16 protein-coding genes are annotated in these 14,865 nt (G+C 71.9%); 10 read left to right on the top strand and 6 right to left on the bottom strand.

What is annotated here, in order from left to right; translation table 11 throughout:
- Position 1 precedes the first annotated feature (1 nt).
- Both ACQF4J_RS09400 and ACQF4J_RS09395 read right to left on the bottom strand, forming a co-directional pair.
- Complete coding sequence (locus ACQF4J_RS09400; RefSeq protein WP_351573493.1) at positions 2-814, bottom strand: SAM-dependent methyltransferase; 813 nt, start codon at positions 812-814, stop codon at positions 2-4.
- Positions 815-927: 113 nt separating this feature from the next.
- Positions 928-1,749: a hypothetical protein gene (locus ACQF4J_RS09395; protein WP_427165456.1), complete on the bottom strand. Its 822-nt coding sequence runs from the start codon at positions 1,747-1,749 to the stop codon at positions 928-930.
- A 247-nt stretch (positions 1,750-1,996) separates the two neighbouring features.
- Here ACQF4J_RS09395 and ACQF4J_RS09390 point away from each other — a divergent pair, with 247 nt between their 5' ends.
- The 9 genes from ACQF4J_RS09390 (at position 1,997) to ACQF4J_RS09350 (ending at position 11,324) form a co-directional block, all read left to right on the top strand.
- Positions 1,997-3,409, top strand: coding sequence for a cytochrome P450 (locus tag ACQF4J_RS09390; protein WP_351573498.1), 1,413 nt, complete (start codon positions 1,997-1,999; stop codon positions 3,407-3,409).
- Between the two features lie 77 nt (positions 3,410-3,486).
- A complete protein-coding gene (locus tag ACQF4J_RS09385; protein WP_351573501.1) occupies positions 3,487-4,341 on the top strand; it encodes a Cof-type HAD-IIB family hydrolase in 855 nt (284 codons plus the stop codon).
- Positions 4,342-4,411: 70 nt separating this feature from the next.
- Positions 4,412-5,068, top strand: coding sequence for a helix-turn-helix domain-containing protein (locus ACQF4J_RS09380; RefSeq protein ID WP_351573504.1), 657 nt, complete (start codon positions 4,412-4,414; stop codon positions 5,066-5,068).
- A gap of 52 nt (positions 5,069-5,120) precedes the next feature.
- The gene (locus tag ACQF4J_RS09375; protein WP_427165455.1) at positions 5,121-6,446 is read left to right on the top strand and encodes a M24 family metallopeptidase; all 1,326 of its coding nucleotides are present in this window, start codon (positions 5,121-5,123) and stop codon (positions 6,444-6,446) included.
- A complete protein-coding gene (locus ACQF4J_RS09370) occupies positions 6,446-7,423 on the top strand; it encodes a thiamine pyrophosphate-dependent dehydrogenase E1 component subunit alpha (RefSeq protein WP_427165454.1) in 978 nt (325 codons plus the stop codon). Before ACQF4J_RS09375 ends, ACQF4J_RS09370 begins: the two co-directional genes overlap by 1 nt.
- Complete coding sequence (locus tag ACQF4J_RS09365; protein ID WP_351573509.1) at positions 7,411-8,391, top strand: alpha-ketoacid dehydrogenase subunit beta; 981 nt, start codon at positions 7,411-7,413, stop codon at positions 8,389-8,391. Before ACQF4J_RS09370 ends, ACQF4J_RS09365 begins: the two co-directional genes overlap by 13 nt.
- Positions 8,392-8,413: 22 nt before the next feature.
- The gene (locus tag ACQF4J_RS09360) at positions 8,414-9,766 is read left to right on the top strand and encodes an amidohydrolase family protein (RefSeq protein WP_427165453.1); all 1,353 of its coding nucleotides are present in this window, start codon (positions 8,414-8,416) and stop codon (positions 9,764-9,766) included.
- Complete coding sequence (locus tag ACQF4J_RS09355; protein WP_351804442.1) at positions 9,763-10,638, top strand: cupin domain-containing protein; 876 nt, start codon at positions 9,763-9,765, stop codon at positions 10,636-10,638. Before ACQF4J_RS09360 ends, ACQF4J_RS09355 begins: the two co-directional genes overlap by 4 nt.
- A complete protein-coding gene (locus tag ACQF4J_RS09350) occupies positions 10,635-11,324 on the top strand; it encodes an SDR family NAD(P)-dependent oxidoreductase (RefSeq protein ID WP_351573518.1) in 690 nt (229 codons plus the stop codon). Before ACQF4J_RS09355 ends, ACQF4J_RS09350 begins: the two co-directional genes overlap by 4 nt.
- A 28-nt stretch (positions 11,325-11,352) precedes the next feature.
- Here ACQF4J_RS09350 and ACQF4J_RS09345 read toward each other — a convergent pair whose 3' ends face one another.
- The 4 genes from ACQF4J_RS09345 to ACQF4J_RS09330 all read right to left on the bottom strand — a co-directional run bounded on the left by ACQF4J_RS09345 (position 11,353) and on the right by ACQF4J_RS09330 (position 13,859).
- On the bottom strand, positions 11,353-12,000 hold the full coding sequence (locus ACQF4J_RS09345) for an endonuclease (protein WP_351573521.1): 648 nt from the start codon (positions 11,998-12,000) through the stop codon (positions 11,353-11,355).
- Positions 12,001-12,010: 10 nt separating this feature from the next.
- Positions 12,011-12,343 (bottom strand): DUF3140 domain-containing protein, encoded by a 333-nt coding sequence (locus ACQF4J_RS09340; protein WP_351573523.1) that lies wholly within the window; start codon positions 12,341-12,343, stop codon positions 12,011-12,013.
- A gap of 80 nt (positions 12,344-12,423) precedes the next feature.
- Positions 12,424-12,906 (bottom strand): Dps family protein, encoded by a 483-nt coding sequence (locus ACQF4J_RS09335; protein ID WP_351804438.1) that lies wholly within the window; start codon positions 12,904-12,906, stop codon positions 12,424-12,426.
- 134 nt (positions 12,907-13,040) lie between these two features.
- Positions 13,041-13,859 carry an alpha/beta fold hydrolase gene (locus ACQF4J_RS09330; RefSeq protein ID WP_351804436.1) on the bottom strand — a complete coding sequence of 273 codons (819 nt, stop codon included), beginning with the start codon at positions 13,857-13,859 and terminating at the stop codon, positions 13,041-13,043.
- 173 nt (positions 13,860-14,032) lie between these two features.
- On the opposite strand from ACQF4J_RS09330, the gene ACQF4J_RS09325 reads away from it, so the two are divergent.
- Positions 14,033-14,806, top strand: coding sequence for a sulfite exporter TauE/SafE family protein (locus ACQF4J_RS09325; protein ID WP_351573532.1), 774 nt, complete (start codon positions 14,033-14,035; stop codon positions 14,804-14,806).
- Positions 14,807-14,865 lie beyond the last annotated feature (59 nt).

The raw sequence follows: 14,865 nt of genomic DNA, 5'->3' as shown, positions 1-14,865 counted from the left end.
GTCAGGGTTTCACGGCCACCGCGCCGAACTGCGGTACCACGGGGGGCGTTTCGGGCTCGGCACGCCAGCGGGAACACGACACCAGGCCCGGCTGAAGGATCTCCAGACCCTCGAAGAAGGCGGCGATGTCCTCGCCGCTGCGGGCGGTGATCGGCGGGGTGGCGTTCTCGTTCCAGAACTCCATCGCCGGGATCTGGCCGGCGCCGCCGAGGTCGTCGTCGAAGGTGGGGTGGGTCAGCACGAGATAGCTGCCGGAGGGGACCGCCGCCATGATCTCGCGCACGATCCGCCGCGCCTTCTCCACGTCCAGCACGAAGTTGAGGATGCCGAGCATCATCACCGCGACCGGCTTGGTGAAGTCCAGGGTCCGCGCGGCGCGTTCGAGGATCGCGGTCGGGTCGTGCACATCGGCGTCGATGTAGTCGGTGACGCCGCCGGGTGTGCTGGTCAGCAGGGTGCGGGCGTGCGCGAGCACGATCGGGTCGTTGTCGACGTAGACGATCCGGGCGTCGGGGGCGATGCGCTGCGCGATCTCGTGCGTGTTGTCCACCGTGGGCAGCCCGGTGCCGATGTCCAGGAACTGCCGCACCCCGCGCTCCTCGGTGAGGAACCGCACCGCCCGGCCCAGGAACCAGCGGTCCGCGCGGGCGATGTCCCGGATGATCGGGAACATCCCGGCGACGTGCTCACCGACCTGCTGGTCGACCTCGTAGTTGTCCTTGCCGCCGATCCAGTAGTTCCACACGCGCGCGTTGTGCGCCACACCCGTGTTCAGCCGTGCCGACCCGCTCGACGGGGTGTGGCTCTCACTCACGACTCGACTCCTTCTCGCACCGTCCGCGGCCGTCGCCGCCATTGTGCCGCCCGGTGATCACGCTGTCCCGGGAATCGGCTGATCAGGTGTGCGGAATCGGCCGGTTCGACCCGTCAGCCGTTGCGCGCGGGACCGGGGGCGGGCGTCTTGCCCGCCTGGACCTGCTTGAGCCGCTGGGCGCCCTCGCGCACCGCCAGCTCCATGGAGGCGTACTGGCCGCCGGCGAGACCGCCCGATGTGACCGTGATCGCGTCGTTGCCGATGCGTACGGCGGCCACGTCCAGGGTGAGCGTGGCGGGCTCGCCGTTCGAGGTGCCCTGCACCACCACGTGCAGACCTTGCCGGGCGTCGCCCTGGGACGGCACCGAGGAGGTGGTCACCTGCACCGTCCGCTTGCCTCCCTTGGAGTCGATCGCGGTGAACTGGTCGCACTTGACCGGCAGCGACTTGAGCCAGCCCAGCGCGGCGCTCAGCCGGACCGGGTTGTAGGCGGCGACCTGGTACAACAGCCGGGAGTCGCCCTCCTCGAAGCCCCTCAGCGCGGACGCGCCGGACGGCTTGCCCAGCAGGTCGTTGTCGTAGAGCGAGTCCAGCAGCCGCTGGCAGTCGGCGGCGTCCGCCTTGGCGGTGAGGAAATCGGCCACGTCGACCTTTCCGACGAGCAGGGTGTCGCCCCAGGAGGCGGCGGTCTTGACCTGGTTCCAGTCGCCCTCCAGGTTCGTCTCGGTGATCAGCGCGGCCTTCGCCCCGGCCTCGGTGAGCCGGAAGGGTGTCGGGCTGGTCCGGGCCGCCTCGGCGAGTGGGGAGCCGGTGACGTCGGAGGCCGCGGCACTGCCGCCGTCGCCGTCGCTCGAACACGCCGTGAGCGCCAGCAGCGCACCGAGGGACACGGCCGAGGCGAGGACACGGGCGGGCCGGGACGGACGACGGGACATGGCGGGGCCTCCTGGGCGTGCGCGGCTGGGCGGGCGCGGTTTCCCTTCAGCGCACCACCGGCCCGTACGGCCCACCAGCGCACCGGAGCGTACGGGTGACCCCCGCGGACGGGCGCCCGCCCGCTCGGCTACCCGCCAGTACCCCCGCCGGGTGACGGACGGCACACCTGGGGTAAGGTCCCACCGGCTCACAACCACCCGCAGCCCGCGGGCCGTTACGGGCAGTGTCGAAGGGGGCGCCGCAACCATGGAATTCCACGTGGTCGACCACGAGCACGCGACACCGGACGACACGCGGCTGGAGGACCTCGCCCCCGAGCCCCTGCTGACCCGCGACTACGAGATACGCCCCGCGCTCGTCTACGAGAGGCTGCGCGACCGCCACGGGCCCGTCGCCCCGGTCGACCTGCTGGGTGTGCCCGCCTGGCTGGTGCTCGGCTACCGCGAGTCGCTGCAGGTCCTCCAGGACGACGACGCCTGGCCCAAGGGCCTGGAGAACTGGCGCGCCCGTTCGGAGGGCCGGGTGCCCGCCGACTGGCCGCTGGCCCCCTCCCTGGAGGTCAACCACGTACTGATCCAGGGCGGCGCGGGCTACCGCGACCTGCGCACCGCCTGGGACGCCGCGCTGCGCCCCTTCCAGGACCCGCGCCACCCGCTGGCGAAGCGGCTGCGGACGGCCGTCACCGGTTACGCCGACGAGCTGATCGGCCTCCTGGCGCAGGGCGGCGGCAGCGGCCACGCCGATCTGTCGGCGCAGTTCTCGCGTCCGCTGCCCCTGATGGCGGCGAGCCACCTGCTCGGCTTCCCCGGCTCGCAGGGCGACGAGGCCCTGATGGACATGTGGCGGATCCTGGACGCCGGCCCCGACGCCGGACCGGCCCTGGAGCGGCTGCTGGTGACACTCACTGACCTCGCCGCCGCCAAGATCGAGAAGCCGGGCGACGACTTCCCCTCCCACCTGCTCGCCGCCCACCCGGACCTCTCGGTCGACGAGCTGGCGCGGGAGCTGTTCATGCTGCTCGGCATGACCTCCGACCACGTCGGCATCCTCATCTCCAACACCGTCGTCGAGGTCATCTGCGGGGACAGCGCGGGCGGTGTGCGCACCACCCTGTCCGCCGGAATGGTCCGCGAGACCATGAACCGGGTCGTCATGCGCAAGCCGCCCCTGGTCAACTTCGTGCCGCGGTTCGCGGCCGAGGACACCCCGCTGGGCGACCACGTGATCCGCGCCGGCGATCCGGTGTGGGTCTCCGCCGCCGCTGCCCACGCCGACCCCCTCTTCGCCGGGCAGATGACCCCGGACTCCAACATCAGCAGCCGAGCGCACCTGGCGTGGGGAGCGGGCAAGCGCCAGTGCCCCGCCCGCGAGCTGGCCTCGACGATCGCGATGGCCGGTGTCAGCCGCGTCTTCGAACGCTTCGCCCACCTGGAACTCGCCCTCCCGGTCGACCAGCTCCCTTGGCGCTCCTCGCCGTTCATGCGCGGACTGCGGTCCCTGCCGGTGCGCTACGAACTCGCCGGACCCGCGCCCAGGACGGCGCCGCGGACGGAGCTGGCCGTGCCGTCGGCGGACGCCCCGCAGACACCGGAGCACAGCGCCCGGCGCCGCTCGTCGCTGTGGCGCTACCTGGCCGGACTGATCCGCTCGAACAACTGACGCGGTCGGCTCGCGTAGGGTGGCGGGACCGCCGCACACCCTCCGGCGCCTCGGCGCGCCCTGACCGGAAGCAGGTCATGACCTCCGCCTCCACGCCCCAGGCCACCGTCTCCGACCCGCCCGCCGGCCGTGCCGACATCCGCCTGGTCGTCACCGACATGGACGGCACGCTCCTCGACGACGCGGGCCGCGTCCCGCCCGGGCTGTGGGACACGCTGGCCGAACTGCGCCGGCGCGGGGTGCTGTTCAGCCCGGCGAGCGGCCGCCAGTACGCCACGCTGGCACGGCAGTTCGCCGACGTGGCCGAGGGCATGGTGTTCATCGCCGAGAACGGCACCTACGTGGTCCGCGACGGCGTCGAACTCAGCTCCGACCCGCTGGCTCCCGGCGTCGCCGCCCGCGTGGTCCAGGCCGTACGGCGGCTGGTGGCCGAGGGCGTGGACGTGGGCGCCGTCGTCTGCGGCAAGCGGTCCGCCTACGTCGAGCGGAGCGACGAGGCGTTCCTGGCCGAGGTGCGCAAGTACTACGTCGAGCACCGGATCGTCGAGGACGCCACCGCCCTCGACGACGACGTGATCAAGGTGGCCCTCTTCGACTTCGGCTCGGCCGCGCGCACCACAGCCCCCTCCCTGGCCCCGTTCGCCGACACCCACCAGGTCGTCGTCTCCGGCGAGCACTGGGTCGACGTCATGAACCGCACCGCCAACAAGGGCAGCGCCCTGCGCCGGCTCCAGCGCGCGCTCGGCATCACCCCCGCCCAGACCATGGTGTTCGGCGACTACCTCAACGACCTGGAGATGCTGGACGCCGCCGAGTGGTCCTTCGCCATGGCGGGCGGCCACCCGGACGTCATCGCCCGCGCCCGCCACCTGGCCCCCTCCAACAACGACGACGGCGTGCTCCGCACGATCGCCCGCGTACTGGCACTCTGAGCCCCTGGTGCCGCGGTCGGCCGAGGCTGTTCAATGGGGCTGCACATCTCCGGTCGCGAGAGGAGCCGCCGTGTCCGCCGCCGCCGTACCGCCCGTCGGCGCGCGCATCCGACAGGCGCGCCTCGCCAAAGGCGTGAGCCTGCGCGCCCTCGCCAGGGAGATCGGGGTGTCCGCGAGCCTGGTCTCCCAGATCGAGACCGGCAAGAGCCAGCCGTCGGTGAGCACGCTGTACGCCATCACCACCGCACTGTCGATCTCCGTGGAGGCGCTTTTCGACGGCTACGAGGGCGAGATCCCCGCATCGCCGGTCGTGGCCGCGGCCGCCGCCCCCGCCACCGTCCTGCACGCCCTCGCGGCCTTCGCCGCAGACCCGGGCCGGCGCATCGGACCCCTGGTCACACCGGGTGAGCGCGAGCTGCTGGAGCTGGACTCGGGGGTCGTGTGGGAGCGGCTCGGGCATGTGCCGGGCACGGACGTCGACTTCCTGCTGGTGACCTACCGGCCCGGCGGCTCCTCCTCCAGCTCCGGCGGCCTGATGCGGCACACCGGCACCGAGTACGGCTATCTGACCTCGGGTGAACTGGTCCTCACCCTCGGCTTCGACGAGTACACGCTGGGCCCCGGCGACGCCGTCTGCTTCGAGTCGACGACCCCCCACCGCTACCGGAATGATGGAACTGAACCGGCCGTCGGGGTCTGGTTCGTGTTCAGCCAGAGTGTTCAGTAGCACTTGACACCTGCTTGGTGCGGTCGTTCACTCCGGAGTGGGGGTGGTCGCCATGGCGATCCGCACATATGGACCCAATGCCGTCGACTGGGAAGAGCGCATCGACCTGGACCGGCTGCGCAAGCAGCGCCTGGCCAGGCTCAACGAGACCCTGAACCGCTCCTCGCTGGGCGCGGTGCTCAGCTTCGACTTCGCCAACATCCGCTACATGACCGCCACGCACATCGGCACCTGGGCGATGGACAAGCTGATCCGCTTCGCCCTGCTGGTGCGCGGGGGCGAACCCGTCGTCTGGGACTTCGGCTCGGCCGCCCGCCACCACCAGCTCTACAACCCCTGGCTCGACTACAGCGACGGCCAGGGCGGCCCGCCCACCGGCGCCCGCGCCGGGATCTCCACCCTGCGCGGAGCCTTCCACCCGGACGCCGGGATCGCCGAGGACGTGGCCCGCAAGATCGCCGCCGAACTGCGCGAACATGGCCTGGCGGGGGAGCCGCTCGGCATCGACGTCGCCGAGATGCCGGTCCTGGCCGCCCTGCGCGCCGAGGGCATCGACGTCGTCGACGGCCAGCAGGTCTTCCTGGAGGCCCGGCGCACCAAGACCCGCGACGAGATCTCCCTGCTCACCCAGGCCTGCGCGATGGTGGACGCGGCCTACGAGGAGCTGTACGGGTACCTGCGCCCGGGAGTGCGCGAGAACGAGTGCGTCGGACTCGTCAGCAAGGTCCTCTACGACCTCGGCAGCGAGTACGTCGAAGGCGTCAACGCCATCTCCGGCGAACGCTGCTCACCCCACCCGCACGTCTACAGCGACCGCCTGATCCGCCCCGGCGACCCCGCCTTCTTCGACATCCTGCACAGCCACCTCGGCTACCGCACCTGCTACTACCGCACCTTCGCCGTCGGCAGCGCCTCCGGTGCCCAACGCGACGCCTACGTCCGCTGCCGGGAGTACATGGACCAGGCCATCGCCCTCGTCCGCCCCGGCGCCACCACCGCCGACATCGTCCAAGTGTGGCCGCGCGCCGAGGAGTTCGGCTTCGCCGACGAGACCGCGGCCTTCGCCCTGCAGTACGGCCACGGGGTGGGCCTGTCGATCTGGGAGAAGCCCATCTTCAGCCGCCTGGTCTCCCTCGACCACCCCGAAGTCCTCGAAGAGGGCATGGTGTTCGCCCTGGAGACCTACTGGCCGGCCGCCGACGGCTGGTCCGCCGCCCGCATCGAGGAGGAACTGGTCGTCACCGCCGACGGCTGCGAGGTCATCACCAAGTTCCCCGCCGAGGAACTGCTCGTCGCGGGCCGCAAGTACTGGACGGTCGGCGGCGAGCTGAACACCCGCCGCGAGTCCCAGTCCCACCTCAACACCCGGGACCGCTGATGGACGCGACCGAACTCCTCGCCCTGTACGAGCGGATGGCCCTGATCCGCCGCACGGAGAAGGCCGCCCACGACCTGTTCCTGTCCGGCCTGGTCAAGGGCACCACCCACCTCGCCGCCGGGCACGAGGCGATCGCCGTCGGCGCGAGCGCCGCCCTGCGCGACGACGACTACGTCTTCGCCACCTACCGCGGCCACCACCACGCCCTGGCCCGCGGCGCCACCCCCGAGGAGTGCCTCGCCGAACTCATGAGCCGGGCCACCGGGTTGTGCCGGGCCAAGGGCGGCTCCATGCACCTCACCAAGGCGTCCGTGAACATGCTCGGCTCCTACGCCATCGTCGGCGCCCACCTCCCCATGGCGGTCGGCACCGCCTGGTCGGCCCGGCTGCGCGGCACCGGGCAGCTCGCGGTCGCCTTCTTCGGCGACGGTGCCACCAACATCGGCGCCTTCCACGAGGCGCTCAACCTGGCCGCCGTGTGGAAGCTGCCGGTGCTGTTCGTCTGCGAGAACAACCTGTACATGGAGTACACGCCGATCGCCGACGTCACGGCGGTGGCCCGCCCGGCCGCCGACCGGGCGCCCGCCTACGGCGTCCCCGGCGAGGTCGTCGACGGCAACGACGTCGTCGCCGTGCGCGAGACGGTGGCCGCACTCGCCGAGCGGGCCCGTGCGGGAGACGGACCCGCGATCGTCGAGGCCGAGACCTACCGCCACTTCGGGCACAGCCGCGCCGATCCGGCGGCCTACCGCCCGGCCGAGGAGGTCGAACGCTGGCTCAAGCACGACCCCCTGGACCTCGCCCGGGGACGGCTGGCCGAACTCGGGGTGGAGGAGGAGACGGTCACCGCGGCCGACGAGCGCGCCCGGGACGCCGTACAGAGGGCGGTGGAGGCGGCAAAGAACGCGCCGCCGCCCGATCCGCGCGAGGCACTGACCGACGTGTGGGCGGACGGAGGTGCGGCATGGCGGACGTGATCACCTACCGCGAGGCGGTCGCCGAGGGCATCGCGCGCGAGATGCGGCGCGACCCGGCCGTGGTGTGCCTCGGGGAGGACATCGGCGAGGCCGGCGGGGTGTTCAAGACGACCGTGGGGCTGCTGAAGGAGTTCGGGCCCGAGCGGGTGCGGGACACGCCGATCTCCGAACAGGCCATCGTGGGCGCCGCGATGGGCGCCGCGATGACCGGGATGCGGCCGGTCGCGGAGATCATGTTCTCCGACTTTTTGGCCTGTTGTTGGGACTACCTCGCCAACGAGATACCCAAGGTGCGTTACATGACGGGTGGTCAGGTCACCGTGCCCCTCGTCGTGCGCACCGCCAACGGCGGCGGGCTCGGTTTCGGTGCCCAGCACTCGCAGGCCACCGAGAACTGGGCACTGACGGTGCCCGGGTTGAAGATAGCCGCGCCGGCCACGCCCGCCGACGTGATCGGCATGATGGCGGCGGCGATCCGCAGCGACGACCCGGTGGTGTTCTTCGAGCACAAGGGGCTGCTGGCGAGCAAGGGCGCCCCGCCGCCCCCGGACCATGTCGTCGAGCTGGGCCGCGCCGCCGTCGTACGCGAGGGCGCCGACGTCACCCTGGTGGCCCTCGCCTCGATGGTGCCGGTCGCGCTCGAAGCGGCCGCCCGCCTCGCCGAGGAGGCCATCGAAGCCGAGGTCGTCGACCTGCGCACGCTGATCCCGCTCGACACCGCCACCGTGCTCGCCTCGCTCGGCAGGACCTCGCGCCTGGTCACCGTCGAGGAGAACCCGTACCAGGGCGGCTGGGGCGCCACCCTCGTCTCGGTCGTCGCCGACGAGGGATTCGACCTGCTCGACGCGCCCGTGCGGCGGATCGCGGGGGAGTGCGTCCCGCTGCCGTTCGCCGACGTGCTGGAGGAACAGGTCATCCCCACCACTGAGAAGGTCGTGGCGGCGGTCCGCGGCCTCGCCGCGTACTGAACACCCCATGGGAGGAAGCGCGATGACCGATCGGATACTGCTTCGCGCCGGGCACGTCGTCTCGATGGACCCGGCAATCGGGGACCTGCCCCGGGGTGACGTCCTCATCGAGGACGGGACGATCACGGCCGTGAGGCCGGAGATCAGCGCCGACGCCGAGGTGCTCGACATGACCGGGCGCATCGTGATCCCCGGCTTCGTCGACACCCACCGGCACACCTGGGAGGCCTCGATCCGAGGTGTCGCCCCGGACGCCACCCTCGACGACTACTTCGTCGACATCCTGGACACCTTCGCCCCGCTGTACACACCGGAGGACGTCTACGCGGCCAACCTCGCCGGCGCCCTGGAATGCCTGAACGCGGGCATCACCACGCTGGTCGACTGGTCCCACATCAACAACACGCCCGAACACCCGGACGCGGCGATCCGGGCCCTCGCCGAGACCGGCATCCGCGCCCAGTACGCCTACGGCAGCGCCAACACCTCCCTCGCCGACTACTGGTTCGAGAGCAAGATCGCCATCCCGGGCGACGACGTACGCCGTGTCCGCGCGAAGTACTTCTCCTCCGACGACGGCCTGCTCACCATGGGCCTGGCCACCCGTGGTCCCGGCTTCTGCGTCAACGACGTCGTCACCTCCGAATGGGCCCTCGCCCGCGAATTGGGCATCCCCATCACCGTGCACGTGGCGATGGGCCGGCTCGCCGGCCGCTTCGGCATGGTCAAGCAACTCCACGACCTGGGCCTCCTCGGCCCCGACACCACCTACATCCACTGCTGCTACCTCCACGAGGACGAGTGGCGGATGGTCGCCGACAGCGGCGGTACGGTGTCCATCGCGCCGCAGGTGGAGACGCAGATGGGGCACGGCTGGCCGCCCGTGATGCAGGCGGTCGAGCACGGCCTGCGGCCCTCCCTGAGCATCGACGTCGTCACCACCGTGCCCGGCGACATGTTCACCCAGATCCGCGCGGCCTTCGGCGCCGAGCGCGCCCGCGTCAACGCCGACTGCTGGCAGGCCAACATGCCCGTGCCCACCACCATGTTGACGGCCCGCCGGATGCTGGAGATGGCGACGCTCAACGGCGCGCATGTCGCGGGACTGGAACACCGCACCGGTTCCCTGACCCCCGGCAAGCGCGCCGACGTCGTCGCCCTCGACGCCACCGCGCTGAACATGACCCCGGTGCACGACGCGGCCGCCGCGGTGACCCTGTGCGCCGACGTCTCCAACGTCGAGACGGTCCTCGTCGACGGCGTGATCCGCAAGCGGGACGGGAAGCTGACGGCCGACGCGGCCCGGGCACGGCGCCTGGTCGAGGAGTCCCGGGACCGGCTGCTGGCCGCGAAGGAGGCGAAGCAGACCGCATGACACGGCACTTGGTGCGCCGCGCCGCCGACCTGCCCGAACCGCCCTACGACCGGCTCGGGTACCGCAGACGGGCCCTGGTCGGCGAGGACGACGGCAGTGTGCACACCGGCTTCGGCGTCTGCGAACTGCGGCCCGAGGGCCGGGTGCCCGCACACGTCCACTCGTACGAGGAGAGCTTCCACATCCTCGGCGGGAGCGTGATCCTCGACGTGCCGGAGGGGTCCCACCTCCTGGTGGAGGGCGACTACGGCCTCCTGCCGGCCGGTGTCCCGCACGCCTGGCGCGGCACCGGGGACACGGCCGCGCGCTGGGCGGACATGCTGGCGCCGGTCCCGCGGGCGCGCTACGGGTACGACACCCAGGAGGTGCCCGGCCTGCCCGCGCGCGCCCCCGTCCGCATCGACGTCCGCGACCCCCGCACCCGCTCCTTCGGCCACTTCGAGCCCGCCCAGATGGACCCGGACCGGCAGTCCCAGGACCTTCTCGCGGTCTCGGCGAGCATGCGCACCGCCCTGCTCGTCTACAGCGGCATCACGGTCAAGATGATGGTCGACGGCGACCTCGGCGCGGTCGCCTCGACGATGTTCATGGTGCGGTACGCGCCCGACGGCGTCGCCGGCACGCACGACCACCCCTTCGAGGAGACGTACTACTTCCTGGAGGGCGAGGCCGAGGCGGTGTTCGACGGCGAGAGCTACCGCCTCGGGCCCGGCGACTGCGCCTGGGCGGGCGCCGGTTGTGTGCACGGATTCTCCAACGCCGGTACAGGAGTGCTGCGTTGGCTGGAGACCCAGGCGCCCCAGCCACCGTCGCGCCACTCCTACCGGTTCACCCGTGACTGGGACTACCTGAGAAAGGCCCTGGAGTCATGAGCAGTGTCCTGGTCGTCGGCGGCACATCGGGCATCGGCCGCGAGTTCGCCCGGGTCCGTGCCGACAGGGGGGACGAGGTCGTCCTCACCGGCCGCGATCCCGACCGCGCCGACGCCGTCGCCAAGGAGGTGGGCGCCCGCGGCCTCGCCCTCGACCTGTCGCACCCCCGCGACATCGCCGCGGCCCTGGCCGACCTCGGCCGCGTCGACCATCTGGTCCTCGCGGGCGTCTCCCGGGACGAGAACCGCGCCACCGACTACGACATCTCCGCCGCCCTGCGCCTGGTCACCCTCAAGCTCGTCGGCTACACCGAGGTCGTGCACGTCCTGCGCCCGCGCATGACCGACGACTCCGCGATCGTGGTGTTCGGCGGACAGGCCAAGGAGCGGCCCTATCCGGGGGCCACGACGGTGGCCACGGTCAACGCCGGTGTACGGGGCCTGGTGAACACCCTCGCCGTGGAGCTCGCGCCGGTCCGGGTCAACGCCGTCCACCCCGGCGTCGTCGGCGACAGCCCCTACTGGCGGGCCAAGCCGGAGGAGGTGCTGGCCGGCCTGCGCGCCCGGACCCCGACGGGACGGCTCGCCACCATGGCGGACGTCGTGGACGCGGTGGACTTCCTGCTGCGCAACAGGTCGGTGAACGCGGTGGAGTTGAGCGTGGACGGGGGGTGGCTGCTCGGCTGACCGGCGGGCGGCGTGCGGGGCGTCGCGCTCAGACGGCGCGCCGCAGACAGTCCTCCACCACGTCCTTGTCGAGAGCCGCCCGCACCAACGCGGCGGCGAGGGAAGCCGGTCGGGTGTCCCCGGCCAGCTTCACGAGGCGGTCGGGGTCCTCCGGCAGCCCCAGCCGCGCGGCGCCGTCGAGGGCCTTGCGGTCGAGGTACGGGGCCACTTCCGGCCACACGCGCTGAACCTCGCGCAGGAAGATGTCGGCCCCGGCCGGGCCCAGCCCCGGAACCTCCCGCAGCAGTCGGCGCAGTTCACCGACATCGCCGTCCGCCGCCTCCCGCATCCGGCGCAGGTCGCCGCCCCAACGCTCCAGCAACAGCTCGGCGCCGTCACCTAGTTGGGTGGCGGTGCGCTCGTCGTAGCGCCGGTAGCCGCCGCGACCCAGCGCGTCGACGCGCCGCTGCCGGCCGGCCCCGGCCATCCGGCGCGGATCGCGCAGCCCGGCCCCGGACAGCTCCCGGGCGGTGGCCACGGCGACGGACCCGCGGATGCGGGCGCTCAGCAGCAGGGCCAGGACCAGCAGCCGGTACAGCGGCTGCGGGGTGTCCCTGAGCGTGATGCCCGCCTCCTCGGCGAACGTCCGCCCGTGGGCCCGCACGAGCTCCCGCACCACGTCCTTCTGCCCGCTCACGACGCACGCCTCACGGCCTGAGCGGGTCGTGGCCGATCGTCATCAGCAGGTGCCGGCGGCGGGTGTCCTCGGCCGCGGGCTCGTTCTCCAGGTCGGTCTGTTCCTCCACGGTGTCGACCACCTCGTGCATGACCCGGATGTCGTCGTCGGTGAGGTCGGTGCGCCGCTTCTGCAGGATCGCCAGGACGTGCTGTCCGGTGGGCGTGCCCGCGTGTTCGGGCAGCGGCTCCGTCAGCTCGTCGGCGTCGCTCACCCGGAGCCAGGCCGCCAGCTCCTGCGAGGTCATGTTCACCACGCGGTGGAAGTCCTCCCACAGCGCGTCGAGTTCGAGGGCGTCGGTCATCGCGTGCCCCTTTCGGTACGTGCGTGTTCCGGCCGCGGGCCGGCCGGTGGGGTCGGCGGGCGGTCAGGTCTGCCGGCCGGTCACTTCTCGTTCGGGAAGTTCTCCGCCTCGAACATCCACCGCTGCTTCTCCAGGTCGGCGGTGATCGCGATCAGCAGGTCCTGGGTGACCGGGTCCGGCTCGTCGGTCGCGGCGATGTGTTTGCGCAGCCGCCCGATCGCGGCCTCCAGCGCCTCCACCATCACCTGCACGACGTCGGTGTCGCGCACCCAGCCCTCCTTGGGGCCGGGCAGCCCGAAGTCGGCCGCGATCGTCTCCGGCCGGCCGTCCGGCGGCAGACCGAGCGCCGCGGAGCGCTCCGCCACGGTGTCGGCGTGGGTACGGGCGGTGGTCACGACCTCGTCGAGCTGCAGGTGGATCGAGCGGAAACGCGGCCCCACGATGTTCCAGTGCGCCTGCTTCCCGATCAGTGAGAGCCCGAGAAGATCCACGAGAGTGTCCTGGAGGGCTTCCCCGGTCACCTTGCGCGCCGGTTCGGGAAGCGTGCTCTTCACCACGGTCATGGAGTGCTCCTCCTCGCGTCGTCGATGTCGATACGAAACCGTGCCGCGTACGTCCTCGCAGGTCGCAGCGTGCAACGGCTCCTCGACCGGGTGCCCGGCCGCATCCCGTGCAAACACCACGCACACCGTCCGGGTCAGCCTTCGAAGCCGGCGAGCGCCCCGTCGAGGAACCGCGTCAGATCCGCGAACACCTCGGCCCTGTCGGTCTCGTGGAAGACCTCGTGCCGGGCGCCACGGTAGATCCGCTCGGTGTGACGGCCCCCGCTCAGCCGCTCGACCCCGACACGGCTCCCGGCGAGCGGCACGAGCCGGTCGTCGTCGCCGTGCAGCCACAGAAGAGGCAGCCGGCCGACGTCGCCGCCCTCGGCCACGGCCGCCAGGGTGCGGGCGAACGCCTCGAGCGTGGGCCGCTTCATCGGCCCGTGCCACACCAGCGGATCCGCCGCGTACGCCGCCCCGACCGCGGGATCCCGGGACAGCGCCGCCGGACTGATCGGCGTGTCCGGGATCTCGTCGAGGGCGAGCAGCCTCCCCGGCAGCTCCCAGGCGCCGATCACCGGACCCGAGAGCACCAGCGCGGCGAGTCCGTCGCCATGGCGCTGGGCGTAGCGGGCCGCGATCAGCCCGCCCATCGAGTGCCCGACGACCACGACCGGCACACCGGGGTACGTCCCCCGCGCGAGCTCGGCCACGGCGTGCAGGTCGCCGACCACCTCCTCGAAGTCCTCGATCAGCACCCGCTCGCCCGCCGACCTGCCGTGCCCCATGTGATCCGGCCCGAACACGGCGGCCCCGTGCTCCACCAGCACACCGGCCAGCTCCTCGTACCGCCCGATGTGCTCCCCGTACCCGTGCACGACCAGAGCGACGTACCGGGGCCGCGGCGCCGGCCACTCACGGACCCGGACCTCTCCGCGACCTCCGGTCACGACGTGCTCCCGTGCGTCGACCATGTCTCCTCCAGCTGCGTGGGCGAGGCTTTCCGTGCTTCAGCCCGTCCGGCGTTTGAGGACGAGGCCCGTTCAGGGCGGAAAGCGGGGGCCTGAGGGCTGCAAACCCTCAGAGGGTCACCCACCGAGACGGTGCTTACAAGGACCGGTTGTCTGCACATAGCATCGGTCCCCGCATGAACACGATGACGCTCTGGCACATAACCGGCTGGGAGTTCGCCGCCCTGGCCTTCGCGGCCCTCCTCGTCGGCTTCTCCAAGACCGCCGTGAGCGGGGCCAACACGGTGAGCCTCGCCATCTTCGCCGCGGTCCTGCCCGCCCGCGCCTCCACCGGCGTACTCCTGCCGGTCCTGATCGTCGGCGACGTCCTCGCCGTGGTCACCTACCGCCGGCACGCCCACTGGCCCACCCTGTGGCGGCTGTTCCCCGCGGTGGCCGCGGGCGTGGTGGTCGGCACGCTGTTCCTGATGTGGGCGGACGACGGCATCGTGCGGACGTCGATCGGCGCGATCTTGCTGCTGATGGCGGGAGTGACCGTCTGGCGCCGGCGCACGGCCGAGGCGGACGAGGAGCCGGACTCGGTGACCAGCAGGGCCGGGCGGGCGAAGGCCCGTTCCTACGGCGTCCTGGGCGGTTTCACCACCATGGTCGCCAACGCGGGCGGCCCGGTGATGTCGATGTATCTGCTGTCCGCGGGCTTCCGCAAGCTCGGCTTCCTCGGCACCTCGGCGTTCTTCTTCCTGATCGTCAACGTCTCCAAGGTGCCCTTCAGCGCGGGCCTCGGCCTGATCGACGGCCGCTCGCTGCTCCTCGACGCCGCGCTCGCGGTGTTCGTCGTACCTGGTGCGTTGTTCGGCAAATGGGCTGTGAACCGGATCAACCAGCGCCTCTTCGAGCAGCTGGTCATCGCCGCGACGATCGTGGGCGGGCTGCAACTCCTGCTGCGCTGAAATCGCTCCGTCGAACCCGGGAATGCGGCGAGGGGGTACCGCGTTACACCGCATGTGAT

Origin of the sequence: Streptomyces sp. C1-1 (genome assembly GCF_050214755.1) — a bacterium.
Lineage (GTDB): Bacteria > Actinomycetota > Actinomycetes > Streptomycetales > Streptomycetaceae > Streptomyces.
The sequence above is the reverse complement of the archived record's forward strand: the minus strand, read 5'-3'. Positions and strand labels throughout refer to the sequence as shown.

Coding starts and splice junctions, on each gene's coding strand:
- ACQF4J_RS09375 (WP_427165455.1), top strand. CDS start 5,121: ATGGCGATCCGCACATATGGACCCAATGCCGTCGACTGGGAAGAGCGC.
- ACQF4J_RS09360 (WP_427165453.1), top strand. CDS start 8,414: ATGACCGATCGGATACTGCTTCGCGCCGGGCACGTCGTCTCGATGGAC.
- ACQF4J_RS09365 (WP_351573509.1), top strand. CDS start 7,411: ATGGCGGACGTGATCACCTACCGCGAGGCGGTCGCCGAGGGCATCGCG.
- ACQF4J_RS09330 (WP_351804436.1), bottom strand. CDS start 13,859: ATGGTCGACGCACGGGAGCACGTCGTGACCGGAGGTCGCGGAGAGGTC.
- ACQF4J_RS09350 (WP_351573518.1), top strand. CDS start 10,635: ATGAGCAGTGTCCTGGTCGTCGGCGGCACATCGGGCATCGGCCGCGAG.
- ACQF4J_RS09335 (WP_351804438.1), bottom strand. CDS start 12,906: ATGACCGTGGTGAAGAGCACGCTTCCCGAACCGGCGCGCAAGGTGACC.
- ACQF4J_RS09385 (WP_351573501.1), top strand. CDS start 3,487: ATGACCTCCGCCTCCACGCCCCAGGCCACCGTCTCCGACCCGCCCGCC.
- ACQF4J_RS09395 (WP_427165456.1), bottom strand. CDS start 1,749: ATGTCCCGTCGTCCGTCCCGGCCCGCCCGTGTCCTCGCCTCGGCCGTG.
- ACQF4J_RS09325 (WP_351573532.1), top strand. CDS start 14,033: ATGAACACGATGACGCTCTGGCACATAACCGGCTGGGAGTTCGCCGCC.
- ACQF4J_RS09340 (WP_351573523.1), bottom strand. CDS start 12,343: ATGACCGACGCCCTCGAACTCGACGCGCTGTGGGAGGACTTCCACCGC.
- ACQF4J_RS09390 (WP_351573498.1), top strand. CDS start 1,997: ATGGAATTCCACGTGGTCGACCACGAGCACGCGACACCGGACGACACG.
- ACQF4J_RS09355 (WP_351804442.1), top strand. CDS start 9,763: ATGACACGGCACTTGGTGCGCCGCGCCGCCGACCTGCCCGAACCGCCC.
- ACQF4J_RS09370 (WP_427165454.1), top strand. CDS start 6,446: ATGGACGCGACCGAACTCCTCGCCCTGTACGAGCGGATGGCCCTGATC.